This is a genomic window from Streptomyces sp. NPDC102490, assembly GCF_044765285.1.
Classification (GTDB): Bacteria; Actinomycetota; Actinomycetes; order Streptomycetales; family Streptomycetaceae; genus Streptomyces.
Window position 1 is genome coordinate 209,786 of sequence record NZ_JBIWJU010000012.1, and the last position, 24,707, is coordinate 234,492.

The window sequence follows — 24,707 nt, forward strand, 5'->3', positions numbered from 1 at the left end:
GGTGAGACTCCTCATGCCCCTGGCCCTGCTCGCCCTTGCCGTGGGCGCCTTCGGCATCGGTACCACCGAGTTCGTGATGATGGGCCTGCTGCCCGACGTCGCGGACGACCTGGGCATCTCCATCCCCACCGCCGGCCACCTCGTCTCCGCCTACGCGCTGGGCGTCGTCATCGGCGCCCCGCTGCTCGCGGCGGCGACGACGCGGATGTCCCGCCGCGCCGTCCTGATCGCCCTGATGGCGCTGTTCGTGGTGGGCAACGCCCTGTCGGCCGTCGCCCCCGGCGAGATCTCCCTGCTCGCCGCCCGCTTCGTCAGCGGCCTGCCGCACGGCGCCTTCTTCGGCGTCGGCGCGGTCGTCGCCACCGGCATGGTCGCGCCGGAACGCAAGGCCCGCTCCGTCTCCCTGATGTTCCTCGGCCTCACCGTCGCCAACATCGTCGGCGTCCCCGCCGCCACCGCCATGGGCCAGCAGCTCGGCTGGCGGGCCACCTTCCTCGGCGTGAGCGCGATCGGCGTGGCGGCGATAGCGGCGCTGGCCCTGCTGATCCCGCGCGACAGCGCCCCCGCCCCCACCACGGGCCTGCGCGGCGAACTGGCCGCCCTGCGTTCCCTGCCCGTCTGGCTGGCGCTGGGCACGACGGTCGCGGGCTTCGGCGCGCTCTTCGCGGCGTACAGCTACATCACGCCGATGCTGACGGATGCCGCCGGGTTCGCCGAGACCAGCGTGACGCTGCTGCTGGCCCTGTTCGGCGTCGGCGCCACCGCGGGCAACCTGCTGGGCGGGCGCCTGGCCGACCACTCCCTGCGCGGCACCCTCTTCGGCGGCCTCGCCTCTCTCGTCGTGGTCCTGGCCCTCTTCCCCCTGCTGATGCGTACGCCGGTCACGGCGGCCGCGTCGGTGGCCCTGCTCGGCATGGCCGCCTTCGTCACCGGCTCCCCGCTCCAGCTCATGGTCATGGAGAAGGCCGCCGCGGCCCCCTCCCTGGCCTCCTCCGCCAACCAGGCCGCCTTCAACCTGGCCAACGCGGGCGGCGCCTGGATCGGCGGCCTCGCCCTGGCCGCCGGATTCGGGGTCACCTCCCCGGCGACGGCGGGCGCGGCCCTGGCGGTCCTCGGCCTCGCGGTCGCGGGCACGGCGTGGGCGGTCGACCGCCGGCACGCGGCCCCGGCTCCCGGGCGCCGGCGCGTGGTCGCGGCCCACCTGCCGGAGACCGACCGCTCCGCGTCCCACGCCGGGGTGACGGAGTGACCGTTTTCCGTCACGCAGCGTAGACGCCCCCTCTATCGTGTCGCGGGCGCGATGCCACGCGTACGACGGAGGGGTGCGGATGCCGGTGAACGGCGAGGTGGAAGAGCCGGGTTGGGAGGTCGACCCGGACGACGAGTGGGGCGTGGCCGTCCTCACCACCGTGGGCAGGCAGCTGAAGCTGCGCCGGGAGGCGGTGGGAATGCGGGCGGGCGACTTCGGGGTGGCGGTCGGATACGGCGAGGACCTCGTCTACAAGGTCGAGGGCGGGAAGCGGATCCCTCGCCGGGAGTACCTGGAGAGGGCGGACCAGGTCCTCGAGGCGGGCGGCCTCATCGCCGCGGCCTGGGAGGACGTGAAGCGGGTCCGGTATCCCAAGCAGGTGCGGGACTTGGCGAAGCTGGAGTCGCGAGCCGTCGAGTCGCTGTCGTATGGCAGTTACAGCCTGCACGGGCTTCTCCAGACCGAGGAGTACGCGCGGGCACTCCTCGGCAGGCGGCGGCCCGCCCTCAGCGACGACGAGGTGGAGAGCGCCGTCGCCGCACGGATGGGTCGGAAAGCGATGCTCGAACGGGCCCCGGCCCCAGAACTCAGTTTCGTCCAGGAGGAGGCGACCTTGCGGCGTCCTGTGGGAGGCACGGGTGTGCTGCGGCGCCAGCTGGCGCACCTCCTGGAAGTGGCGGAACTGCGGCATGTGGAGATCCAGGTGATGCCCACGTCCCGCGGTGACCACCCGGGAGGCGGACGGATGCAGGTGCTCAAGTTCGAGGACGGCACCGCGGTCGGTCGGGCCGATGACGTGTTCGGCGGCCGGCCTGTCACGGACCCCCGGCAACTGAGAGTGCTCGAACTGCGTTATGGCAGTATCCGGGCCGAGGCGCTGCCCGCCAGGGAGTCAGTGGCCTTCATCCAACAACTGCTGGGGGAGACATGAGCCGTAAGGACACACCTGGACACCTCGCCGACCTGGCCTGGTTCAAGAGCAGCTACAGCGATACCAGTGAACCCACCGACTGCGTCGAGGTCGCGATAACCCCCGCCACCATCCACGTCCGCGACTCCAAGCGCCCCCACGGCCCCCGCCTCGCCGTCACCCGGACGGCGTGGACGGGGTTCGTGGGGGCGGCGGAGCTTCTGGCGCCCTGACCCGGCTCAGGCCATCGTGGTGTGCGCGTGGCCCTGGGCCGTCGCGCCGCCGAAGGACGCCGAGGCGCCGAGACCGGCGGTGACGGCGAACGGGCCGGACTCCGCGTGCAGGCCGGCACCGAGGGCGCTGTCGCCCGCGAAGAGGGCCGTGCTCGCGGTGAGGCCGATGCCGCCGGACACCCGGTCCAGGTGGGCGTCGGAGATCTCGGCCGTCTCGACCTGGGGGACAGTGTTCATGGCAGGTCTGTTCCTTTCGTGGGGGAAGGGGAGCGGTGCGGGCCGCGCCCCGATCAAAGCACGGGACTGAACGGCCCACCATCGACGAGCCGTTGACCGTCCCCGCCCGGCCGCCGCGGACTTCACGGGTGTGTGCGTGCGGTCAGGGAAAGCGCCCGGATCTTCACCCCGTCCCCGGGAGCACGGCCCGGTTCGGTGCCGCGCGGGGCGCGGCCCGCCCCGCGCGGCCCCACCGCACCCCGGCCGTGCGACCGAGCGATGGACGCTGTGGAGATTCACGGCTTTTCCTCAGTGGAGGAGCCGCTCCACGAACGCGTCGAGGTTGCCGCGCAGCCGCTCGATCTGCTGCTCGACGGTGAGGGACTCCTCGAAACGCGCGCCCGGTGCCGCCTGCTTCTTGCCCCGTACGTACAGCGAGCAGTCCAGGTCGGCGCAGATGTAGAGGCCCACCGAGTTGCCCTCGCGGCCGGCCCGGCCCGCCTTGGGAGCGGTCATGAGGGAGACGCCGCCGCCGGGATGCGTGGTCAGGCACAGCGAGCACATGCTGCGGCGCAGGAAGCCGCCGTTGCCGGAAGCGGAGCGCAGGGACAGGCCGACGAGTCCGGTGGCGCGCTCGAAGACGAGATAGCTGCGATCCGGCGCGGACAGATCGGACCAGCCCAGGAAGTCCAGGTCGTCCCAGTGGTCGAGATCCGCCAGGTTCTTGGGCAGGGGGAGGCGTTTGGCCGCGCCCTTCGAGCAGTTGACGAACGAGGTACGGATGGCGTGCTCGGTCAGGGGTTTCATGAAGGGTCCTTCGGGAGTCGTACGGTGAGGCCCGCTACGAGGGCGGCGAGCAGCAGGACGCCGGCCGAGCACCAGTAGGCGACGGAGAAGCCGTGCACCATGCCCTCGTCGAGGGTCGCGCCGCCGTGGGCCGGACCGCGCTGGTGCGCGTGGACGTAACGGCCGGTGGCGCTGGTGGCGATGGTGTTGAGCAGTACGGTGCCCAGCGAAGCGCCCATCTGCTGGACGGTGTTGAGGACGGCCGAGGCCACACCGGTGTCCTGCGCGGGCACGCCGGCGGTGGCCGTCGCGTAGACCGGCATGAAGGTCAGGCCCATGCCCACACCGAGCAGCAGCAGGGCGGGCAGCACGTGGGGGAAATACTGCGCGTGCACGGTCAGGCGGCTGAGCAGCACCATGCCGACGGCGGCCAGCACCATCCCGGACGACATCAAGAGGCGCGGCGCCGTGCGGGGGAGCAGGCGGGCCGCGATCTGGGTCGCGCCGATGACGATACCGGCCGAGATCGGCACGAAGGCCAGGCCGGTCCGCACCGGCGGGTAGCCGAGGACGACCTGAAGGTAGTACGTCAGGAACAGGAAGACGCCGAACATGCCGATGGTGGCCAGGCCCATCGTCGCGAGCGATCCGGCCCGCACCCGGTCCTTGACGATGCGCAGCGGCAGCAGCGGGCTCGCCGCGCGGCTCTGCCACCCCACGAAGGCGGCGAGCAGGAGCACTCCGGCCACGAGCAGCGTGAGCACGGTCGGGCTGGACCAGCCGCGAGGTTCGGCCTCGCTGAAGCCGTACACGAGAGCGACGAGCCCGCCGCAGCCCAGCAGCGCGCCCGGCACGTCCAGGTGCCCGCCCCGGCGGCCGGAGCGGTCGCGCAGGAAGGCCGGTGCGCCGAGCAGGGCGGCCAGCGCGATGGGCACGTTGACGTACAGGGACCAGCGCCAGTTCACGTACTCGGTCAGCAGGCCGCCCACGATCAGCCCGACCGCGCTGCCGCCGCCGGCCAGCGCACCGTAGACCCCGAACGCCCTGGCCCGCTCCTTGGGGTCGGTGAACGTCGTCGCCAGCAGGGACAGGGCCGAGGGCGCCAGGACCGCCGCGAACGCGCCTTGCAGCGCCCGCGCCGCGAACAGCATCCCGGGGCCGGACGCCGCGCCGCCCAGTGCGGAGGCCGCGGCGAACCCGGCCAGGCCGATGACGAAGGTGCGCTTGCGGCCCACCAGATCGGCGATCCGGCCGCCGAGCAGCAGCAGCCCGCCGAAGGCCAGCGTGTAGGCGGTGATCACCCACTGCCGGTCGGCGTCCGACATGCTGAGGGCGTGCTGGGCGGAGGGCAGCGCGATGTTCACGACGGTGCCGTCGAGGATCACCATCAACTGGGCGAGGGCGATGACGGCCAGCGCCCACCAGCGCTTCGGGTCCGGTGCTGGTGCTTCGGCCGCGGCCGGAACCTCGCGGTCCGGGGGAGGGCCGGTGGCCGGGGAAGGGGCGGGCGGGAGGGATGTCCCTCCGGGGCGTTTCTTGTTCATGGCGATCACGCACGTTTCGTGTCGAAGTGCTGTCGAGACAGCCGGCCGGGGACGGTCGCGGTGGTGACGACGGGCCGGAGCAGGCAGCACGGGGACACGGCAGGGCGGTGGGGCAGCGGGACGCGCGGACAGCAGCCGGGGTCTGCCTCACCGGCCGCGTGTCACGCACGCCGGCGCCCTTGCCGGTGGCGAGGCGGAGAACGCCGAGATCACCGCGACCGGCAAGGGAAAGGCCCGTCTTCGGGCGCGCGCCCCCGCGGCTCGCGCGGCGGAGCACCGCACGGGCCGGGACGTCCCGGGACGCGACATCTCAGGAAGACGCCGAGACCAAGAAACAAGAAGGGGGGAAGAGTTACCGCGCGCCGCAGAGGAGGGAGGGCACACGGCCGGAGGCAACTATGGCCGCAACGCATTCGGAACGGTCCATGTCTCTCGCCTCCTTCCGGGGCAGGGCACGCGGTGCGTGTCGGCGCGGAGCACGCCGAGCGGGGCGGCAGAGAACCTGCCGCACGAAATCCCGGAAAGCGTAACCCATCGGCACCACCGGGCGCCCGGAATTACCGACCGCCCGCGGCGCCCCGACGGTTCGAGCAGCTGCTCCGGCCCTACAGCACCGGCAGCGACTTCCGCAGCTCGAACGCGGTGACCTGGGAGCGGTACTCCTCCCATTCCTGGCGCTTGTTGCGCAGGAAGAAGTCGAAGACGTGCTCGCCGAGCGTCTCGGCGACCAGGTCGCTGCGTTCCATCAGGGCGAGGGCCTCGCCCAGGTTCTGGGGGAGGGGCTCGATGCCCAGGGCGCGGCGCTCCGCGTCGGAGAGGGCCCACACGTCGTCCTCGGCGCCCGGCGGGAGCTCGTAGCCCTCCTCGATGCCCTTGAGGCCGGCGGCGAGGAGGACGGCGTAGGTCAGGTACGGGTTGGCGCCGGAGTCGATGGAGCGGACCTCGACGCGGGCCGAGCCGGTCTTGCCGGGCTTGTACATCGGCACCCGGACCAGGGCCGAGCGGTTGTTGTGGCCCCAGCAGATGTAGGAGGGGGCCTCGCCGCCGGCGCCCGCAGTGCGCTCGGTGCCGCCCCAGATCCGCTTGTAGGAGTTCACCCACTGGTTGGTGACCGCGGACGTCTCCGCCGCGTGCCGCAGCAGGCCCGCGATGAAGGAGCGGCCGACCTTGGAGAGCTGGTACTCGGCGCCGGACTCGTAGAACGCGTTGCGGTCGCCCTCGAAGAGCGAGAGGTGGGAGTGCATGCCCGAGCCGGGGTACTCCGAGAACGGCTTCGGCATGAAGGTGGCTTGGAGGCCCTGCTCCAGCGCGACCTGCTTCATGACCAGGCGGAAGGTCATGATGTTGTCGGCCGTGGAGAGCGCGTCCGCGTAGCGCAGGTCGATCTCCTGCTGGCCGGGGGCGCCCTCGTGGTGGGAGAACTCCACCGAGATGCCCATCGACTCCAGCATGGTGATCGCCTGGCGGCGGAAGTCCATGCCGATGTTCTGCGGGGTGTGGTCGAAGTAGCCGGAGTTGTCGGCGGGGGTCGGGACCGAGCCGTCGACCGGCTTGTCCTTCAGGAGGAAGAACTCGATCTCGGGGTGGGTGTAGAAGGTGAAGCCCAGATCGGAGGTGCGGGCCAGGGCGCGCTTGAGGACGTACCGCGGGTCCGCGAAGGACGGCGAGCCGTCCGGCATGAGGATGTCGCAGAACATGCGGGCCGTGCCGGGGGCCTCCGCGCGCCACGGCAGGACCTGGAACGTCGACGGGTCCGGCTTGGCGATCATGTCCGACTCGTAGACCCGGGCGAAGCCCTCGATCGCGGAGCCGTCGAAACCGATGCCCTCGTCGAAGGCCTGCTCCAGCTCGGCCGGGGCCACGGCGACGGACTTGAGGAAGCCCAGAACGTCCGTGAACCACAGGCGTACGAACCGGATGTCGCGCTCCTCGAGCGTCCGGATCACGAACTCCTGCTGCTTGTCCATCTTCCGCTTCCCCATCCTTGCTGGTCAGGCCGCCTGTCTCCGGTACGGCGGGAGGCGGTCGGGCACCCGAGCATCACACCACAGCGCCGTTACGTACGCGTTGCGGACCTCCCTCGGCCGGCCCACCCCGTGACCGCAGCGTAGAGGCCACCTGTTCGATCGGGCCATTCCGGGGATCCGGCCGGGACGGATCCCGCGCCCGCCCTACGAAGGACGGGCCCCACGCCATTACGATCAGCGGACCTCACGCTCGTCCGTCCCCAGCATCCTTCCCAGAAGGGCAGCACCCCATGGGTTCCGCCAAGAAGAGCAGCAACACGGCGCGACAGGCCCGCATAGCCGAGATGCGGCGCGCCGAGGAGGCCCGCGACCGCCGGAACCGGGTCCTCGCGATCGCGCTCAGCACCGTGGTCGTCGCCGGTCTCGTCGTCGGCGGCGTCTTCCTCGTCCGGTCGCAGTCCGACGACTCCTCCGGCGACACGGCCTCCGACGGCAAGACCTCCGGGAAGTTCGCCACCGGCGCGGACGGCGTACGGACCTGGAAGGGCGACCTGGGGCGCAACCACGTCACCAAGAAGGTCACCTACCCCGTCGAGCCCCCCGTCGGCGGCGACCACAACCAGGTCTGGATGAACTGCGACGGCGACGTCTACACCAAGCCGCTGAACAACGAGAACGCCGTGCACTCGCTGGAGCACGGCGCCGTCTGGGTGACGTACACCGACGCCGCCCCCAAGGCCGACGTGGCCAAGCTGGCCGCCAAGGTCGAGAAGACGCCGTACTCGCTGATGAGCCCCGACGACAAGCAGAAGGACCCGATCATGCTGTCCGCGTGGGGGCACCAGCGCACGGTGACCGGCGCCGACGACCCGAACGTGGACGCGTTCTTCGAGAAGTTCGTGCAGGGTGAGCAGACCCCCGAGCCGGGGGCCGCGTGCACCAACGGGCTGTCCCAGTGACCCCGCAACGGGCCGGCTGGATCGCGGGGGCCGCGACCGCGGTGCTCGTCGCGGCCGGCGCGATCACCTACGCGGTCGCCGGGGACGACGGCGGCACCGAGGTCCCGGCCGCCGACTCCGCGGACGCCGGGTTCGCGCGGGACATGGCGGTCCACCACCAGCAGGCCGTGGAGATGTCGTACATCGTGCGCGACCGCACCGACGACGAGGAGGTGCGGCGGCTCGCGTACGACATCGCGCAGACCCAGGCCAACCAGCGCGGCATGCTGATCGGCTGGCTCGACCTGTGGGAGCTGCCCAAGGTGTCGTCGGACCCGCCGATGACCTGGATGGGCATGGGCGACGCCCCGTCGGCCGGTGCGGGCTCGCTGATGCCGGGGATGGCCACCGACGCCGAGATGAAGAAGCTCGGGACGCTGGACGGGAAGCGGGCCGAGGTCTTCTACCTTCAGCTGATGACCGAGCACCACCAGGGCGGCGTCCACATGGCGAAGGGCTGCGTCGAGCGGTGCGCGGTCGGCGTGGAGAAGCGGCTGGCCCGGGGGATGGTGGAGTCGCAGGAGTCGGAGATCCGGCTGATGGCCGACCTGCTGGCCGAGCGGGGCGCGAAACCGCGGCCGTGAGACGGGGTGCGTGACGTCTTGGACATCACGCGGTAACACACCCGTCGCCCCATCGCGTCGTTCTGACGATTACAGTGGACGCGTGCCTCGACTACGACTCGCCCTGAACCAGATCGACTCCACCGTCGGCGACATCGACGGCAACGCCGAGTCGGTCCTGCGCTGGACCCGGCACGCGGCCGGGCAGGGAGCGCACCTGGTGGCGTTCCCGGAGATGATGCTGACCGGATATCCGGTGGAGGACCTGGCGCTGAGGTCGTCCTTCGTCGAGGCCTCCCGCGCCGCCCTGCGCTCTCTCGCGGCACGGCTGGCGGACGACGGCCTCGGCGGGGTCCCCGTGGTCGTCGGCTACCTCGACCGCTCGACGACCGCCCAGCCGAGGTACGGACAGCCCGCGGGCGCCCCGCAGAACGCGGCGGCCGTGCTGCACGGCGGCGAGGTGGCGCTGAGCTTCGCCAAGCACCACCTGCCGAACTACGGCGTCTTCGACGAGTTCCGCTACTTCGTGCCCGGCGACACCCTGCCCGTGGTGCGGGTGCGCGGCGTGGACGTGGCGCTGGCCATCTGCGAGGACCTGTGGCAGGACGGCGGCCGGGTGCCGGCCGCCCGCTCGGCGCGCGCCGGGCTGCTGCTCTCCGTCAACGCCTCCCCGTACGAGCGGGACAAGGACGACACCCGGCTGGAGCTGGTGGGCAAGCGGGCCCAGGAGGCCGGGTGCACCACCGCCTACCTCGCCATGACCGGCGGACAGGACGAGCTGGTCTTCGACGGCGACTCGATCGTCGTCGACCGGGACGGGGCGGTCCTGGCCCGGGCGCCGCAGTTCACCGAGGGCTGCGTGGTGCTGGACCTCGACCTGCCCGCCGCCGAGGCGGAGCCGCCCACCGGCGTCGTGGACGACGGGCTGCGCATCGACCGGGTGGTGCTCTCCGAGCGGCCGGCGCCCGAACCCGACGCCGGGCCGTGGCTGTCCGGCGGCCACGCCGAGCCGCTGGACGACGACGAGGAGGTCTACTCGGCGCTCGTCGTCGGCCTGCGCGCGTATGTCGCGAAGAACGGTTTCCGCTCGGTGCTGATCGGGCTGTCCGGCGGCATCGACTCCGCGCTGGTCGCGTCGATCGCCTGCGACGCGCTCGGCGCCCGGCAGGTGTACGGCGTCTCCATGCCGTCCAGGTACTCCTCCGGGCACTCCAGGGACGACGCGGCCGAGCTGGCCCGGCGCACCGGACTGAACTACCGCACCGTGTCCATCGAGCCGATGTTCGACGCGTACACGGGCGCGCTGGAACTGACCGGCCTGGCGGAGGAGAACCTCCAGTCCCGGCTGCGCGGAACACTGCTGATGGCGCTCTCCAACCAGGAGGGCCACCTGGTCCTGGCCCCCGGCAACAAGTCGGAGCTGGCGGTCGGCTACTCGACGCTGTACGGCGACTCGGTGGGCGCGTACGGTCCGATCAAGGACGTGTACAAGACCTCGGTCTTCCGGCTCGCCGAGTGGCGCAACCGCGCGGCGGCCGCCCGGGGGCAGACCCCGCCGATCCCCGAGAACTCGATCACCAAGCCGCCGAGCGCGGAGCTGCGCCCGGGCCAGGTCGACACCGACTCGCTGCCCGACTACCCGGTGCTGGACGCGATCCTCGCCCGGTACGTCGACGGGGACCGCGGCGCGGACGAGATCGTGGCCGCCGGATACGACCGGGAGCTGGTGACCCGGACGCTGCGCATGGTGGACACCGCGGAGTACAAGCGGCGGCAGTACCCGCCGGGCACCAAGATCTCGTCCAAGGGCTTCGGCAAGGACCGCCGCCTGCCGGTCACCAACCGCTGGCGGGAGAGCGGCTGAGGAGACCGGCGGACGGCCGGCGGGCCGGCCGGATCAGCCCTCGCGCTTGCGGTCCGCCAGTACCTTGTGCAGCGGCTCCGTCGCGCGGCGCCGGTACTCCTGGATGGCCCAGCCGTTGCCGTCCGGGTCCTTGAAGTACAGGAACGTGGCGCCGTCGTCCGGGGCGTGCTGCACCGGCTCCGAGACGTCCAGGCCCCGCGCGGTCAGCTCCGCGTGGGCCGCCTTGATGTCGGCGACGCAGAGCTGGAGGGCCTGGTACGAGCCCGGCTCCGGCCGGCTCTGCCCCTGCACCATGCCCCAGATGGCGTCGCCGAGGGCGACCGAACAGCCGGAGCCCGGGGGAGTCAGCTGCACGATGCGCATGCCGGGCATGAACTCCTGGTCGATGTCGACGTGGAAGCCGACCTTGTCGCGGTAGAAGTCCCGGGCGCGGTCGATGTCGCTCACGGGCAGCGGGACGACTTCGAGGGTGAAGTCCATGGTGGGGGTTCCTTCGGCTTTCGTCGGACGCGGTCTCGGTCGAGCACGTGTCGGCCGAACAGGGTGTCGGCCGGCACGGTCTCAGTAGTGATAACGCGCCTGGACGATGACCATCGCGTCATCGACGGGTTTGTACACGAGACGGTGAGTGTCGTCGATGCGCCTTGACCAGTAGCCCGACAGGTCGCCCTTGAGCGGCTCGGGCTTGCCGATGCCCTTGAACGGGTCACGGGCGATGTCGGCGATGAGCCGGTTGATCCGCTTGGTCACCTTCCGGTCGCTCTCGGCCCAGTGGACGTAGTCCTCCCAGCCGTGGGACGTGAAAGTGATCCTCACGCCCGCTCCGCGTCCGGGTCGATCAGCTCGCGCCGCCGTGCGTCGCCCGCCTCGGCCTCCGCGATGGAGTCGAGCAGGCGGCGGGCGTTCCGCGGCGAGCGCAGCAGATGCACCGTCTCCGTCCACGCCGTGAAGTCCTCCTCGGACATGAGCACGGCATTCCCCTTGCGGGAGGTGATGTGCACCGGGGCGTGGTCCTCGTTCACCTGCTCTATCAGCGGGAACAGGTTCTGACGGGCCTCGCTGGCGGTGATGGACATACCGGTGCCTCCCTTTCTCGACTGGTACAAGATATCGTACGAGTCTGGAGCGGGCCACCGGAAGAGCGAGATCGGTACGCCCCGGCGCCCGCACGCCGTCCCCCGGTTACGCTCAGCCCGTACGACCTTGATCCGACCGGGCCACGCGCCCCACTGTCCGACAGGAGGCCGAGATGACGGCGCCGGGGCGCAGGAGCAGTACCTTCACGCGGCTGCTGCGGCACGGCTTCACCGATCCCTCGGCCGCCGAGCGGCTCCTCGACGGGGCCGAGCTGGCCGAGCTGCGCGCCGATCCCGTCCTCCTGGAGGCACTGGGCGCCACCGCCGACCCCGACCTCGCCCTGCTCGGGCTGGTACGGCTCCTGGAGGCGCAGCCCGACCCCACCGCCCGCCGGGAGCTGCTGGACACCCTGATAGCGGCCAAGCCGCTGCGCGACCGCCTCCTCGGGGTGCTCGGCGCCTCCGAGGCGCTCGCCGACCACCTCGCCCGGCACGCGGGGGACTGGCAGGCCCTCGTCACGTACGAGCCGCGCGACCTGCACCGCGGGGTCGAGGAGTTCGAGCGGGGACTCGCCGAGGCCACCGACCCGGTCTCCCTGCGCGTCGCCTACCGGCGCTGCCTGCTGTCCATCGCCGCCCGCGACGTGTGCGGCACCATCGACCTCGCCGAGACCGCCGCCGAGCTGGCCGACCTCGCCACCGCCACCCTGCGCGCCGCCCTGGCCCTCGCCGAGGCCGCCGCGCCCGAGGACGCCGCGCGGTGCCGGCTGGCGGTGATCGCGATGGGCAAGTGCGGCGGCCACGAGCTGAACTACGTCTCCGACGTCGACGTCATCTTCGTGGGCGAGCCCGCCGACCCGGACGCCGACGAGACCAAGGCGCTGCGCGCCGCGACCTCGCTGGCCTCGCACATGATGCGGATCTGCTCCGAGAGCACCGTCGAGGGCTCCATCTGGCCCGTCGACGCCAACCTCCGCCCCGAGGGCCGCAACGGCCCCCTGGTGCGCACCCTCAGCAGCCACCTCGCCTACTACCAGCGCTGGGCCAAGACCTGGGAGTTCCAGGCCCTGCTCAAGGCCCGCCCGGTGGCCGGCGACCCCGGGCTCGGCGGCGAGTACGTCGCCGCCCTCCAGCCCCTGGTGTGGCAGGCCGCCGACCGCGAGAACTTCGTCCCGGACGTGCAGAAGATGCGCCGCCGGGTGGTCGAGAACATCCCCGTCGCCGAGGTCGACCGGCAGCTCAAGCTCGGGCCGGGCGGCCTCAGGGACGTCGAGTTCGCCGTGCAGCTCCTCCAGCTGGTGCACGGGCGGGCGGACACCTCCCTGCACAGCGGCACCACGCTGGACGCGCTGGCGGCCCTCGCCGCGGGCGGCTACGTCGGCCGCGCCGACGCCGCCCAGCTCGACGAGGCGTACCGCTTCCTGCGCTCCATGGAGCACCGCATCCAGCTGCACCGGCTGCGCCGCACCCACCTCGTGCCCGAGGACGAGGCCGACCTGCGCCGCCTCGGCCGCTCGCTCGGCCTGCGCACCGACCCGGTGGCCGGGCTGCTGCGCGCGTGGAAGCGGCACGCCTCCGTCGTACGCCGGCTGCACGAGAAGCTGTTCTACCGGCCGCTGCTGGACGCCGTCGCCCAGCTCGCGCCCGGGGAGGCCCGGCTGAGCCCCGAGGCCGCCCGGGAACGCCTGGTCGCCCTCGGGTACGCCGACCCGGCCGCCGCGCTCCGGCACCTGGAGGCGCTCGCGTCCGGCGTCACCCGCAAGGCCGCCATCCAGCGCACCCTGCTGCCCGTGCTGCTCGGCTGGTTCGCCGACTCCGCCGACCCGGACACCGGCCTGCTGAACTTCCGCAAGGTCTCCGACGCGCTCGGCACCACGCCCTGGTACCTCAGGCTGCTGCGCGACGAGGGCGCCGCCGCCGAGAACCTCGCCCGGGTGCTCTCCGCCGGGCGGCTCGCCCCCGACCTGCTGATGCGGGCCCCGGAGGCCGTCGCGCTGCTCGGCGACGGTGCCGCCGGAGGACTGCGGCCGCGCGGCCGGGCCCAGCTGGAGCAGGAGACCCTCGCCGCGGTCCGGCGCGCGGACGACGCCGTGCAGGCCGTCACCGCGGTGCGCGGCGTACGGCGCCGGGAGCTGTTCCGCACGGCCGCCGCGGACATCGTCGGCTCCTACGGCACCGACGCCCAGCCCGTCGCGGCCGACCAGGGCGCCCTGGTGGACCTGGTCGGCGGTGCCGTGTCCGACCTGACGGCGGCGACCCTGGCGGGGACGCTGCGGGCGGTCGTGCGGGAGAAGTGGGGCGACGTCCTGCCGACCCGGTTCGCGATCATCGGCATGGGCCGCTTCGGCGGCCACGAGCTGGGCTACGGCTCCGACGCGGACGTGCTGTTCGTGCACGAGCCCCGGGACGGGGTGGACGAGCGGGAGGCGGGCGACGCCGCCAACAAGGTCGTCTCCGAGATGCGGCGCCTGCTCCAGGTGCCGAGCGCCGACCCGCCGCTGCTGATCGACGCCGACCTGCGGCCCGAGGGCAGGTCCGGACCGCTGGTGCGGACCCTGAAGTCGTACGCGGCCTACTACCGGCGCTGGTCGCTGGGGTGGGAGTCGCACGCGCTGCTGCGCGCCGAGTTCGTCGCCGGGGACGAGGAGCTGGGGCGGCGCTTCATCGAGCTGATCGACCCCCTGCGCTACCCGGCGGGCGGGCTCGGGGAGGACGCCGTACGGGAGATCCGGCGGCTGAAGGCCCGCATGGAGTCCGAGCGGCTGCCGCGCGGGGCCGACCCCAAGCTGCACGCCAAACTGGGGCCGGGCGGTCTCTCCGACGTGGAGTGGACCGTGCAGCTGTTCCAGCTGCGGCACGGGCACGAGGTCGCCGGGCTGCGGACCACCAGGACGCGTCCGGCGCTGGCCGCCGCCCGGGACGCCGGGCTGGTCTCGGCGGAGCACACCGAGATCCTCGACGAGGCATGGGTGCTGGCGACGCGGGTGCGCAACGCGGTGATGCTGGTGCGGGGGCGGGCGGCCGACACCTTCCCGACCGACCCGCGCGAGCTGGCGGCCGTGGGCCGCTACCTGGGCCACGGCCCGGGCCACGCGGGCGACATGCTCGACGCATACCGCCGCACGGCCCGAAGGGCCAGAACGGTGGTGGAGGACCTGTTCTACACGTGACGCCGCCCCCAACTGCGGGCAATCGTGCCGCTGGGGCGGCACGGGTGGGCGCAGGCGGCACCCCGCTACGCCGGGCTGCGCACCCACCCCCGGCATGCTCACGCCGGGCACCCCTCAAGCCCGCCCGGGCAACCACACCCTCCGCCGCCGCGCAGCGACCGGCACCACGCGAGGCAACCGGTACGGCATCCGCCCGTACCAGAAGCAAGCCACCCCGTACCCGAACGCCAGACACAGCAGACCCCCCACCGCGTCCAGCCAGAAGTGGTTCGCCGTCGCCACGATCACCACCAGCGTGAGCGCCGGATACACCAGCCCCAGCACCCGCACCCACGGCACCGACGCCAACGCGAAGATCGTCAGGCCGCACCACACCGACCACCCGATGTGCATCGACGGCATCGCGGCGTACTGGTTGGACATGTTCTTCAGGTCACCGGACGCCATCGACCCCCACGTCTGGTGGACCATCACCGTGTCGATGAAGTGCTCGCCGTTCATCAGCCGGGGCGGCGCGAGCGGATACAGGTAGTAGCCGACCAGGGCGACACCCGTGGTCGCGAAGAGCACCAGCCGGGTCGCCGCGTAACGGCCGGGGTGGCTGCGGAAAAGCCACACCAGGACACCCAGGGTCACCACGAAGTGCAACGTGGCGTAGTAGTAGTTCATGCCGACGATGAGCCAAGTCACCGAGTTCACCGCATGGTTGACGGATTCCTCGACGGCGATGCCCAGTTGCTGCTCGACGCGCCAGATCCAGTCGGCGTTGCGCAGGGCCGCCGTCCGCTGTTCCGGCACCGCGTTGCGCACGAGCGAGTACGTCCAGTAGCTGAGCGCGATCAGCAGGATCTCGAACCAGAGGCGGGGCCGGCGCGGGGTGCGGAGCCGACGCAGGAGGCTCTTCCCCGTCCGCTCTGTGACGGGGTGCGGAACGCCGTCCTCCTGGCGTTCCCGAGTCCTCACGGTCGCGTCACCCATAGGCATGAAGTCTGCCAGAAAAGCCCTCTCCCCCCGATCATCCCCCAGGTGGATACGACCCGCATCCGACCCGGAGCCGCCGCCGGCCCCGCAGGGGTCAGGGGCGGCCCCGCCCGCCCGGTGCCGACGCCGTCGAGCCGCGCACCACCAGCTCCGGCATGAACACGAACTCGCTGTGCGGCGCGGGCGTCCCGCCGATCTCCTCCAGCAGCGTCCGCACCGCCGCCTGCCCCATCGCGGGGACCGGCTTGCGGACGGTCGTCAGCGGCGGGTCGGTGAAGGCGATCAGCGGCGAGTCGTCGAAGCCGACGACGGAGACCTCCCCGGGCACGTCCAGCCCGTGCTGCCGGGCCGCCCGTATCGCGCCCAGCGCCATCATGTCGCTGGCGCAGACCACCGCCGTGCAGTCCCGTCCGATGAGCGCCAAGGCCGCCGCCTGGCCGCCCTCCAGGGTGTACAGCGAGTGCTGGACCAGCTCTTTCTCCACCGTCTCGGCGCTCAGCCCCAACTGCTCCTGGAGGCTGCGCACGAAGCCCTCGATCTTGCGCTGCACCGGCACGAACCGCTTCGGCCCGAGGGCCAGGCCGATCCGGGTGTGGCCGAGCGAGACGAGGTGCGTGACCGCCAGGCTCATCGCGGCCCGGTCGTCGGGGGAGATGAACGGCGCCTGCACCCGCGGGGAGAAGCCGTCGACGAGGACGAACGGCACGCCCTGCGCGCGCAGCCGCTCGTAGCGCTCCGGGTCGGCGGTGGTGTCGGCGTGCAGCCCCGAGACGTAGATGATGCCGGCGACCCCGCGGTCGACCAGCATCTCGGTCAGCTCGTCCTCCGTGGAGCCGCCCGGCGTCTGGGTGGCGAGGACCGGCGTGTAGCCCTGGCGGGTCAGCGCCTGCCCGATGACCTGGGCCAGCGCCGGGAAGATCGGGTTCTCCAGCTCCGGGGTGATCAGGCCCACCAGGCCCTCGCTGCGCTGCCGCAGCCGCACGGGTCGCTCGTAGCCCAGCACGTCGAGGGCGGCGAGCACGGACTGGCGGGTGGCGGTGGCGACGCCCGGCTTCCCGTTGAGGACGCGGCTGACGGTCGCTTCGCTCACCCCCGCTTGGGCGGCGATGTCGGCAAGCCGTGTGGTCACAGGGGTGGACTGTACCTGTCGGCCGCCGCCTTGCCCACCGATCGGGCGCCGCGGGCCGATCACCGCACCACGCCTCCCCTCCCGTGCGTACCAAGGACGACATGAGCCGGCAGCCGCCCCCGCGCACGGAGCGACGGAAGGGGGCAAGGGGGCTGCGGTTAGGGTGAGCCCTGCTGTTCACGCAACGGGAGGGCTCATGCCGCAGATCACCGTCGACTACTCCGACCGGCTCGCCGACGGCTTCGACCGGCCCGCCTTCGCGCGGGCCCTGCACGAGGCGGTCGTCGAGATCGCGGCCGCGAAGCCGCCGGCCTGCAAGACGCAGTTCCGCCCCACCGAGGACACCGTGGTCGGCCCCGACACCGAGGGGCACGCCGTCGTGCACGTCACGCTCGGACTGCTCGCCGGGCGCACCGACGAGACCAAGGCGCGGCTGACCGAGGCCGTCCTGGACCTGCTGCGGCAGTACGCCAAGCCGGGCGACGGCCTCGCCCTGCACGCCTCCGCCGAGGTTCGCGACCTGGACCCGTCGTACCGGAAGTTCGAGAGCTAGGGCCTATCCGGCCAGTGCGATCAGTCGGCCGACCAGGTCCCCGAAGGGGCCGTCGGCCGGCTCGTCCGCGATGACGCGGCGCAGGAGGGCGCCCATCTCCTCGTCGTAGGCGGCGCTCACCGCCAGCAGCGCGGCGAAGTCGTGCACCAGCTGCGCCTCCAGCTCGGCGCGCGGGATGCGGCGCCCGTCCAGCCAGAGCAGCGCCGTCGACTCCGCGAGCGAGATCCAGGAGCGGACGACCAGTTCCAGTCGCGCGGACGGCTCGGTGACGTCCAGATGCGAAAGGATCTGGACATACGCGGCCTGCCGTACGGAGTCCACGAGTGCGTTGGTCGTCGAGGAGCCGACGGCCGGGCCCCCGCGCATCAGGGCCGAGAAACCCGGGCCGTGCGCGTCGACGAAGTCGAAGTAGCGGCCCATCACGCGCAGCAGCCGCGCGCCCAGCGGGCCCTCGCGCGGTTCCGCGAACCGGGCCGCCAGGTCGTCCGAGGCACGCTGCAACGCGGCCTCGTACAGGCTGAGTTTGCCGGGGAAGTAGTGGTAGACCAGCGGGCGCGAGATGCCCGCAGCCGACGCTATCTCGTCGATGGAGACCTCGTCGGGCGAGCGGCGGCTGAACAGCTCGAGCGCGACGCCGATCAACTGCTGCCGCCGCTCCTCGACGCCCATTCTGCGGCGTACCCCGGTAGTCATACGAACACCTTACCGATCGAATCCAGCCCCGAACGGGCCGGACCGGGCATCGGTGTTCACATGTCGAGCACGAGCCGCGTACCGAAGCACCGGGACACACAGATGAGCATCGAGTCGCCGCGCTCCGCGTCGGTCAGCAGCTCGTCCCGGTGGTCGATCTCGCCCTCCAGCACCTTCTGTTGGCAGGTCCCGCACCAGCCCTGCTCGCAGGAGTACGGGGTGTTCGGCAGCTCGGCGCGCACGGCGGCCAGCACCGAGGAGCCGCCGGGCACGGTCAGGGTGCGCCCGCTGCGGCGCAGCTCCACCTCGAACTCCCCGTCGCCGCCGGCCGTCGTGCGCGGCGCGAACCGCTCCAGGTGCAGCGCGGCGCCCGCCGGGAGGCGTTCGGCGACGGCCGCCATCAGGCCCTCCGGGCCGCAGCAGTACACGGCCGCGCCCTCGGGCAGGTCCGCCAGGAAGGCGTCGAGATCGGGCCGCCCGTCCTCGTCCTCGGCGACGAGGGTGACGAGCCCGCCGTCCGGGTCCAGCTTCTCGATCTCCTCCAGGAACGGCATCGACGCCCGCGTCCGCCCGCCGTACAGCAGCCGCCAGTCGGCGCCCTCCGGCAGCGCCCGCAGCATCGGCAGGACGGGGGTGATGCCGATGCCCCCGGCGACGAACGCGTAGGCGGGCGCCTCGACCAGCGGGAAGCGGTTGCGCGGCCCGCGCACCTCCAGTTCCGTGCCCTCCTGCACCTGCTCGTGCACCTCGCGCGAGCCGCCCCGCCCGTCCTCGACGAGCCGCGCGGCCACGGTGTACGACGAGGTGTCCTCCGGGTCGCCACACAGCGAGTACTGCCGCACGAGACCCGAGGGCAGCACCAGGTCCAGGTGGGCGCCCGGCTCCCAGCGCGGCAGGTCGGTCCCCTCCAGGCGCAGCCGCACCACCCCGTCGGCCAGCCGCTCGTGCGCGGTCACCAGCAGCGTCAGCGCGCGGGAGCGGGGCCGCCCGGAGACCGGCGGGTCCAGCGCGGGCAGCGGCCACAGCGGCGAGCCCTGGACCCGGCGCCGCAGCGCCCGGCGGACGACGAGCGCGGCACCGGCCGCGAGGAGCAGAGCCGGCACCGACTTCGGACGCGGCCTCATGCGGCACTCTCCTGGGACTTCTCGGCGGCCGAGGCGGCCACGGCGGCGGGGGAGCCGGCGAGGTAGGCGACGGCCTGCTCGGTCGAGCACTCCTGGGACGGGTGGTACGAGCGGCTCAGATAGCCGGGTATGGACCGGGTGATCGCGCCGGTCGAGGGCAGCAGGCCCTGCCGGCCGCGCCGGTGGAAGTCCCGGAAAGTGGCCCGGCCGTCGACGAGCGTCGGGTCGTTCGCCATGAAGAACCTGGTCCCGCGCTGCCACAGGAACACCAGCGCGGCGAACGCCGTCGCCCAGGTCCGCACCCGGCGCGCGTAGTCCCCGTCCAGGTGCTGGAAGAGGTCGAAGGCGACGGACCGGTGCTCGACCTCCTCGGCGCCGTGCCAGCGCAGCAGGTCCAGCATGGTCGGATCGGCGCCCCGCCGGTCCAGCGCCTCGGCGTTGAGGACCCAGTCGCCGAGGAAGGCCGTGTAGTGCTCGATCGCCGCGATCAGCGCCACCCGCTCCAGCAGCCACCAGCGGCGCGGGCGGCCCGGCGGCAGGGTGCGGTCGCCGAGCAGCATCTCGAAGAGCCAGTCGACCTGCGCTGTGTACGGCGTCGGGTCGAGCCCCTGGTCCCGCAGGTGCGGCAGCACCTCGTCGTGGGCCTGGGAGTGCATCGCCTCCTGCCCGATGAACCCGATGACGTCCGCGCGCAGCCGCTCGTCCCGGATGGACGGCAGCACCTGTTTGTAGACGTGCACGAACCACCGCTCCCCGGCGGGCAGCAGCAGGTGCAGCACGTTGATGGTGTGGGTCGTGAAGGGGTCCCCCGGCACCCAGTGCAGCGGTGTGTCCTCCCAGGCGAAGGACACCTTCCGGGCCTTGAGCGGGACATGCTTGTTAGACATGGCGTCAATGTACTGACGGGTACGGTCCGGCGGAACCCTCCTGCCGGTACTTGTTGACGCCAGTGTCAAGTAGCTCGGTGCGGGCGCTAGCGCAGGCCGCCGATCGTCCGCCCGCCCTCCAGCGTGCCCTTCAGCTCGGCCCGCGCGCCCTGCTCGGCCTTGGCCGTCAGCAGGTTGCCGTCGGCGGCGTCCTCGATGCCGCCCGTCGCCTCGACCGACTCGGTGTCCGGGCCGCCCGCCGCGAGCAGGTACCAGTGCCCGCCCTCCGACTTCCACAGCACCCCGGCCAGCACCTGCGGATCACGCTCGCCGCACGCCGGCACGTCCTGCGCCTTCGCCGCCACCGCGCCCTGCGTCCCGCCCGGCGTCCGGAACTGCGCCAGCACCCGGGCCCCCTCACCGCGCCAGGTCTCGGCGCGGGTGCACACCCAGTCCCCCGACCCCGTCCCGTCGGGCAGCGGCTGCGTCGCGAACTCCCAGGCGTTCACCGACCGCACCCCCTGTCCGCGCACCGAGCCCAGCGAGCAGGCGTACGGCGCCCAGGCACCCAGCGCCTTCGCGCCCGAGGCGTCCTTCGCGGCACCGGGGCGCCCGGTGGTGAGCCGGGCCGGCACCAGCTCGCCCAGGTCGGTCACCACCCGGGTGTCCGAACCGTCGGTCAGCTCCAGCACGTTCCACGACGTGCACGCCCCGGACCGCTGCTGCACCGGGCTGGCCAGCGGGGACGTCACGCCGTCGGTGAGCGTCAGCTCCTTGGGCCCGGAAGCCGGCCCGGCGAGATCACGCCCGGCCGCCTCCGTCACCCAGGGCGCCGTCAGATAGCGGACGTTGCCGTCGGCCCGGCCCAGGACCACCGCGGTCGCCGTGGCCCGGCCGGCCCCGTCGGTCCGCGCGAAGTCCAGGGCGGCACCGGCGGAACCGTCCGTCGGCTCGGCGTACCGGACGAGGCGCAGACCGTCGTGCAGGATCACCACCCGCGCGGTGTCCACGTTCCCGGCGTACAGCAGCTGCGGCGGACCGGCCGGACCACCGGTCTGGGTCCCCGGCGTCGCGGACACCCCCACGCTCTCGCCGGGCCGGGCCCACACGGCCAGGGCGCGGCGCAGCAGCTCCTCGTCGCCGGTGAGGTCACCGCGCGCCGGCCACACCGAGAAGTCCGTGCGCGCGGACGTCTCCCACGCGGCGGGCGCGGCCTTCGTCAGCCTGCCCGGATCGAGCGCCGCCTCGGCCGCGGGGTTGCGCGCGTACGGCGGGGCGGCGGCGCCGTCCGGCCCCCAGCCGTCCCCGGGCAGGCCGAGCAGCGCCCCGCACACCACCAGCGCCGCCCCGGCGACCAGCGCGGCCTTCATGTGCTGCCGCCGACGCAGCAGATCGGTCGGCCGGGCCTGCAACGAGCAGGGGTCGAACTCGGGCGAGCCGAGCAGCGCGTACTGCCCCTGCACCCCGTCGGCCTCCCGCAGGGCGGCGTGCACGTCGGCGACCCCGGCGGCCGTCAGCACCTGCCGCACCCCGTCGTCGGGGAGCCGCTCCAGACCGCGCAGCACGTACGCCGCCCGGCCGGGACCGGAGAGGGCGGACAGCGCCTGGTCCAGGGCGAGTTCGTCCGCGCCGCCGGAGCGCGGGAAGAGCTTGAGGCCGCGTACGTGGGGCAGCAGCGGCGGCAACTGGGACCGCTTGGGCCACGCCCGCCGCCGCAGCGGAAACCCCGCCTCCAGCGCCGTGCGCACCACCCGCAGCCGCACCAGCGCGTACCCGGGGTCGACCTCGCGGCCGGTCGCCTGGGCCGGGATCACCGGGGTCGTCGTCCGGTTGCGGGGCAGGGCGCGCTGGGTGAGGGCGTGCGCGGACAGGACGCGGCGGCCCCGGCCGAGACCCGGCGGCAGCACCAGGTAGGCCAGCCGGGCCAGCCGCGGATAGTGCTCGACGAGCGCGGCCTCGGCCTGCTCGACGTCGACGACCGGGTCGGCCGAGGAGGCGGCGGACGGTGCGGGGCGCGGGGCGACATCCTGTGGCTGCACGTTCAGCAGAACGAGCCAACCGGGCGATGGTCACCGTACGCCCGGCCCGCGTGGGGTGACGTTACTCCTCCGGTTCCACCAGCAGCCGCGCGTAGGTGGCCATCGAGCGCTGGTAGCGCGGCAGATGGGGCGCGAGGGCGCCGAGCACCAGGGCCAGGCCCTCGCGGTCGCGGCCCATGCTGGACAGGCAGAGCGCGAGCGTGGCCCGCACGGCGTCGTCCAACTCGTCCGACGGCGCCACCAGTTCCGGCGAGAGCAGCTTCACGCCCTCCTCCGGGTGCCCGGTGTTGCGCAGGGAGCTGGAGAGCTGGATCTTCGCCCGGCGCCCCTTGTAGGGGCTGGCCTCGCCGAGCCCGCGCTCCAGCGCCTCGCGGTACAGCGGCACGGCCCGGTCGGAGTGGCCCGTCGAGTCCCAGGCGCAGGCCCGCTCGAACAGGCCGAGGGGGCTGTCGGCGGGCAACTCGTCGGCGAGGGCGTCGATGACCGCCCGGAAGTCGGCGGCATCCTCCTCGGCGTAGTCGTCGAATGCCGCCCAGGCGGCCGTCACGCGCTCTTCCCAGTCCTGGTCCACGGTGCCACTCTCGCACGCCCTGCGCACAACGGCACCCAGGCTCCTGAGTACTTCGCGCCCCGCGCCCGTATCGATGACGAGAGCCCCCAGGGGCTCCGTGCGGCATGTCGCCACAGCGGACCGGAGGAACACATGAGGCTGACCCGACCGATGCTCGCGCCGGCCGCCCTGGCGGCGGCCCTGGCACTGACGGGCTGCGGCGCCGGCGGGGACGGTGCGGACGCCGTGCCCGCGACGGCGGCCGGCAGCCTGGAACACCTGGCCGCCGAGGCCGAGTGCACCCCGGACATGCAGACCGACGCCGACACCATCCGCCAGGCCCTGTGCGGGAAGGGCGACGGGAAGTACGTCCTCGCCACCTTCTCCACCGACCGCGGCCAGCGCGAGTGGATCAACACCGCCAAGGACTACGGCGGCTACTACCTGGTCGGCCGCAAATGGGTCGCCGTCGGCCACCAGGACGTGGTGGCGGACCTGCGCGGCCGGCTCGGCGGGACGCTGGAACAGGGCGTCCGGCACGGGGGCGGCGGCGGTGGGCACTCGGCCGGGCACGGCGAGCACGCCGGGCACTCCGGCTGACCGGACGCGGACGCGCGACAACGCGAGAACGCGAAAAGGGGGCCGGTGACGGAAGTCCGTCACCGGCCCTCTTCCCCTACCGGGCCGGTACCGCTACTGGCAGTCCTCGCCGCGGTTGATGCAGTCGACCACCTCGTTCATCAGGTCCTCGTCCATGACGTTGATGAAGTCGTTGTGATCGGTGATCGGCTTGTGCAGCTGCTCCGGGAAGCTGTCCACGGCGTACGGGTTCCGCACCTGGCCGTTCTCGACGACCGGGGTGGGGATGTCGTACGCGAGACGCACCTGGAGCTGGGGCACGGCCTGGAAGCCGTTCGGGCAGCTGCCGTCCTCCTGGACGAACGCCATGTGGTCCCGGTGGTTGGCGCTGTCGATGTTCTGACCGTCCCAGCAGCTCTGGAAGTTGGTCGTCCGCAGCACCTGGCTGCCCTCGGGGCACAGCGGGTACTTGTCCGTCACCTGCCGGTCCTCGAAGCCCGAGCAGCTCCACGAGGTGTTGGCGTTCGCGTCGCCGTTGGTGAAGGACTTGGCGTCACCGGTGATGACGCGCAGGAACTTCGGCATCGCGACCACGTCGCCCTGCCGGCTGCCGACGAACGTCAGCTCGGCCTTGGCCGGCTTGAGGATCTTGCCGACGTTGCCCTCGGCGCCACCGCCCTGGTCGTTCGCGTCGAACTCCTGCGTACCGTCCTGGAGGCGCAGCACCGGCCAGTAGTACGTGGACCTGTCGCCCTGGTTCTGGCACGAGGTGTCCGCGTTCGCCAGGTCATCGTCGCTGGAGAAGGCGTCGTTGTCCTGGTTGCCGACGTAGTCGTGGGTGTGGTGCGCGCCGTTGTCGACGCCCGGGGCGGCGATCAGGTTGTCGCTGTTGAACAGGTTGTTCTCGTTGACGCCGCACTCCGTGGTGAAGGTGCCGGTGGAACCGCCGTCGGCGGCCAGGCCGTTGCGGCTGTTGCGGGAGTTGGGCTGGACGTCGTTGATGTCGATGAAGTCGTCGGCGACCGGACCGGCGACACCGTTGCCGTTGTCGTCCTGGTCCTGGCCGTCACCGTTCTGACCGCCATCGCCCTGGCCGTCGTCCTGGCCGCCGCCGTCCTGCTGCGGGTCCGCGGGGCGTCCCTGGCATCCGGCCAGCTCGTCCAGGTTGTCGTCGGCCTTGCCGCCGGCCCGGTTGATCTCCAGCTGGATCCGGTCGATGAGCGCCTTCCGCCGGTCCTTGAGCGGCCCGAGAATGCTGTTCTGCACGAACTGCGCGTCACCCTCCTGCGCCCGCCGCGTGGTGGCCAGGCGCTGGTAGGCGTCGGTGATCTGGCTGTCCATCGAGGCCAGTTCGCCGTCCACCTCCCCGCGCGCCCGGTCCGGCACGTCCCGGATCCGCTGACCGACGTCGGGGCAGTCGATCGTGGCGACCTGCGCGCCGGCCGACCTCGTCCGGTTCTGGCCGGAGTGCTCCTCGTGCGCCGAAGCGTAGAAATTGGCCCAGACCAGCCCGCCCCCGCCGACCGCCAGGGCCGCCGCCCCGGCTACGATCTTGGTGGCCAGCGGCGTACGGCGTTTTCTTGTGTTGCGTCCCATGGAACTCCTCAAACTTCCTTG

At 72.6% G+C, this 24,707-nt stretch carries 24 protein-coding genes; 9 read left to right on the forward strand and 15 right to left on the reverse strand.

Features of this window, described 5'->3' with window-relative positions:
* Nucleotides 1–13 precede the first annotated feature (13 nt).
* The 3 genes from ACIRGB_RS27515 to ACIRGB_RS27525 all read left to right on the forward strand — a co-directional run bounded on the left by ACIRGB_RS27515 (nt 14) and on the right by ACIRGB_RS27525 (nt 2,392).
* A complete protein-coding gene (locus ACIRGB_RS27515) occupies nt 14–1,249 on the forward strand; it encodes an MFS transporter (protein ID WP_403870437.1) in 1,236 nt (411 codons plus the stop codon).
* Between the two features lie 79 nt (nt 1,250–1,328).
* Nucleotides 1,329–2,180, forward strand: a complete 852-nt coding sequence (locus ACIRGB_RS27520) for a helix-turn-helix domain-containing protein (RefSeq protein WP_403870439.1) — start codon at nt 1,329–1,331, stop codon at nt 2,178–2,180.
* Nucleotides 2,177–2,392, forward strand: a complete 216-nt coding sequence (locus tag ACIRGB_RS27525; RefSeq protein WP_403870442.1) for a DUF397 domain-containing protein — start codon at nt 2,177–2,179, stop codon at nt 2,390–2,392. The genes ACIRGB_RS27520 and ACIRGB_RS27525 overlap by 4 nt, the downstream gene beginning before the upstream one ends.
* Nucleotides 2,393–2,398: 6 nt before the next feature.
* On the opposite strand, the gene ACIRGB_RS27530 is transcribed toward ACIRGB_RS27525, so the two are convergent.
* The 4 genes from ACIRGB_RS27530 to glnA form a co-directional block, all read right to left on the reverse strand.
* Nucleotides 2,399–2,629 carry a hypothetical protein gene (locus tag ACIRGB_RS27530; RefSeq protein WP_403870445.1) on the reverse strand — a complete coding sequence of 77 codons (231 nt, stop codon included), beginning with the start codon at nt 2,627–2,629 and terminating at the stop codon, nt 2,399–2,401.
* Between the two features lie 288 nt (nt 2,630–2,917).
* Nucleotides 2,918–3,415, reverse strand: coding sequence for an FBP domain-containing protein (locus tag ACIRGB_RS27535; protein WP_403870448.1), 498 nt, complete (start codon nt 3,413–3,415; stop codon nt 2,918–2,920).
* Complete coding sequence (locus ACIRGB_RS27540; protein WP_403870451.1) at nt 3,412–4,938, reverse strand: MFS transporter; 1,527 nt, start codon at nt 4,936–4,938, stop codon at nt 3,412–3,414. The genes ACIRGB_RS27535 and ACIRGB_RS27540 overlap by 4 nt, the downstream gene beginning before the upstream one ends.
* 605 nt (nt 4,939–5,543) lie before the next feature.
* Nucleotides 5,544–6,905 carry a type I glutamate--ammonia ligase gene (gene glnA, locus ACIRGB_RS27545; protein WP_031046192.1) on the reverse strand — a complete coding sequence of 454 codons (1,362 nt, stop codon included), beginning with the start codon at nt 6,903–6,905 and terminating at the stop codon, nt 5,544–5,546.
* A 290-nt stretch (nt 6,906–7,195) separates the two neighbouring features.
* Between glnA and ACIRGB_RS27550 the strand changes: the two genes are divergently transcribed.
* From ACIRGB_RS27550 to ACIRGB_RS27560, 3 genes are all read left to right on the forward strand, one after another.
* On the forward strand, nt 7,196–7,864 hold the full coding sequence (locus ACIRGB_RS27550) for a DUF3105 domain-containing protein (protein ID WP_403870455.1): 669 nt from the start codon (nt 7,196–7,198) through the stop codon (nt 7,862–7,864).
* Complete coding sequence (locus tag ACIRGB_RS27555; protein WP_403870458.1) at nt 7,861–8,487, forward strand: DUF305 domain-containing protein; 627 nt, start codon at nt 7,861–7,863, stop codon at nt 8,485–8,487. Before ACIRGB_RS27550 ends, ACIRGB_RS27555 begins: the two co-directional genes overlap by 4 nt.
* 82 nt (nt 8,488–8,569) lie before the next feature.
* The gene (locus ACIRGB_RS27560) at nt 8,570–10,330 is read left to right on the forward strand and encodes an NAD+ synthase (RefSeq protein ID WP_403870461.1); all 1,761 of its coding nucleotides are present in this window, start codon (nt 8,570–8,572) and stop codon (nt 10,328–10,330) included.
* A 33-nt stretch (nt 10,331–10,363) separates the two neighbouring features.
* On the opposite strand, the gene ACIRGB_RS27565 is transcribed toward ACIRGB_RS27560, so the two are convergent.
* The 3 genes from ACIRGB_RS27565 to ACIRGB_RS27575 form a co-directional block, all read right to left on the reverse strand.
* Entirely contained in the window at nt 10,364–10,810 is a 447-nt protein-coding gene (locus ACIRGB_RS27565; protein ID WP_403870464.1) for a VOC family protein, read from the reverse strand.
* Between the two features lie 81 nt (nt 10,811–10,891).
* Entirely contained in the window at nt 10,892–11,146 is a 255-nt protein-coding gene (locus ACIRGB_RS27570; protein ID WP_333752445.1) for a Txe/YoeB family addiction module toxin, read from the reverse strand.
* Nucleotides 11,143–11,406, reverse strand: a complete 264-nt coding sequence (locus ACIRGB_RS27575) for a type II toxin-antitoxin system prevent-host-death family antitoxin (RefSeq protein WP_361007257.1) — start codon at nt 11,404–11,406, stop codon at nt 11,143–11,145. Before ACIRGB_RS27575 ends, ACIRGB_RS27570 begins: the two co-directional genes overlap by 4 nt.
* Before the next feature lie 173 nt (nt 11,407–11,579).
* Here ACIRGB_RS27575 and ACIRGB_RS27580 point away from each other — a divergent pair, with 173 nt between their 5' ends.
* Entirely contained in the window at nt 11,580–14,576 is a 2,997-nt protein-coding gene (locus ACIRGB_RS27580) for a bifunctional [glutamine synthetase] adenylyltransferase/[glutamine synthetase]-adenylyl-L-tyrosine phosphorylase (protein ID WP_403870468.1), read from the forward strand.
* Between the two features lie 114 nt (nt 14,577–14,690).
* Here the strand turns inward: ACIRGB_RS27580 and ACIRGB_RS27585 are convergent, their stop codons facing one another.
* Nucleotides 14,691–15,554: a phosphatase PAP2 family protein gene (locus ACIRGB_RS27585; protein ID WP_403870471.1), complete on the reverse strand. Its 864-nt coding sequence runs from the start codon at nt 15,552–15,554 to the stop codon at nt 14,691–14,693.
* 97 nt (nt 15,555–15,651) lie between these two features.
* The gene (locus ACIRGB_RS27590; RefSeq protein WP_403870474.1) at nt 15,652–16,686 is read right to left on the reverse strand and encodes a LacI family DNA-binding transcriptional regulator; all 1,035 of its coding nucleotides are present in this window, start codon (nt 16,684–16,686) and stop codon (nt 15,652–15,654) included.
* A gap of 196 nt (nt 16,687–16,882) precedes the next feature.
* Between ACIRGB_RS27590 and ACIRGB_RS27595 the strand changes: the two genes are divergently transcribed.
* Nucleotides 16,883–17,239, forward strand: coding sequence for a 5-carboxymethyl-2-hydroxymuconate Delta-isomerase (locus ACIRGB_RS27595; protein ID WP_403870477.1), 357 nt, complete (start codon nt 16,883–16,885; stop codon nt 17,237–17,239).
* A gap of 3 nt (nt 17,240–17,242) precedes the next feature.
* On the opposite strand, the gene ACIRGB_RS27600 is transcribed toward ACIRGB_RS27595, so the two are convergent.
* The 5 genes from ACIRGB_RS27600 to ACIRGB_RS27620 form a co-directional block, all read right to left on the reverse strand.
* Nucleotides 17,243–17,908, reverse strand: coding sequence for a TetR/AcrR family transcriptional regulator (locus ACIRGB_RS27600; protein WP_403870709.1), 666 nt, complete (start codon nt 17,906–17,908; stop codon nt 17,243–17,245).
* Nucleotides 17,909–17,988: 80 nt separating this feature from the next.
* Nucleotides 17,989–19,056 (reverse strand): PDR/VanB family oxidoreductase, encoded by a 1,068-nt coding sequence (locus ACIRGB_RS27605; protein ID WP_403870480.1) that lies wholly within the window; start codon nt 19,054–19,056, stop codon nt 17,989–17,991.
* Nucleotides 19,053–19,943, reverse strand: a complete 891-nt coding sequence (locus ACIRGB_RS27610; RefSeq protein ID WP_403870483.1) for a metal-dependent hydrolase — start codon at nt 19,941–19,943, stop codon at nt 19,053–19,055. Before ACIRGB_RS27610 ends, ACIRGB_RS27605 begins: the two co-directional genes overlap by 4 nt.
* An 86-nt stretch (nt 19,944–20,029) precedes the next feature.
* Nucleotides 20,030–21,961, reverse strand: coding sequence for a hypothetical protein (locus ACIRGB_RS27615; protein WP_403870485.1), 1,932 nt, complete (start codon nt 21,959–21,961; stop codon nt 20,030–20,032).
* A 61-nt stretch (nt 21,962–22,022) separates the two neighbouring features.
* Entirely contained in the window at nt 22,023–22,532 is a 510-nt protein-coding gene (locus ACIRGB_RS27620; RefSeq protein WP_403870488.1) for a tetratricopeptide repeat protein, read from the reverse strand.
* A gap of 132 nt (nt 22,533–22,664) precedes the next feature.
* On the opposite strand from ACIRGB_RS27620, the gene ACIRGB_RS27625 reads away from it, so the two are divergent.
* Entirely contained in the window at nt 22,665–23,111 is a 447-nt protein-coding gene (locus ACIRGB_RS27625) for a hypothetical protein (RefSeq protein WP_403870491.1), read from the forward strand.
* 93 nt (nt 23,112–23,204) lie between these two features.
* Here the strand turns inward: ACIRGB_RS27625 and ACIRGB_RS27630 are convergent, their stop codons facing one another.
* Nucleotides 23,205–24,686, reverse strand: coding sequence for a DUF1996 domain-containing protein (locus ACIRGB_RS27630; RefSeq protein ID WP_403870494.1), 1,482 nt, complete (start codon nt 24,684–24,686; stop codon nt 23,205–23,207).
* Nucleotides 24,687–24,707 lie beyond the last annotated feature (21 nt).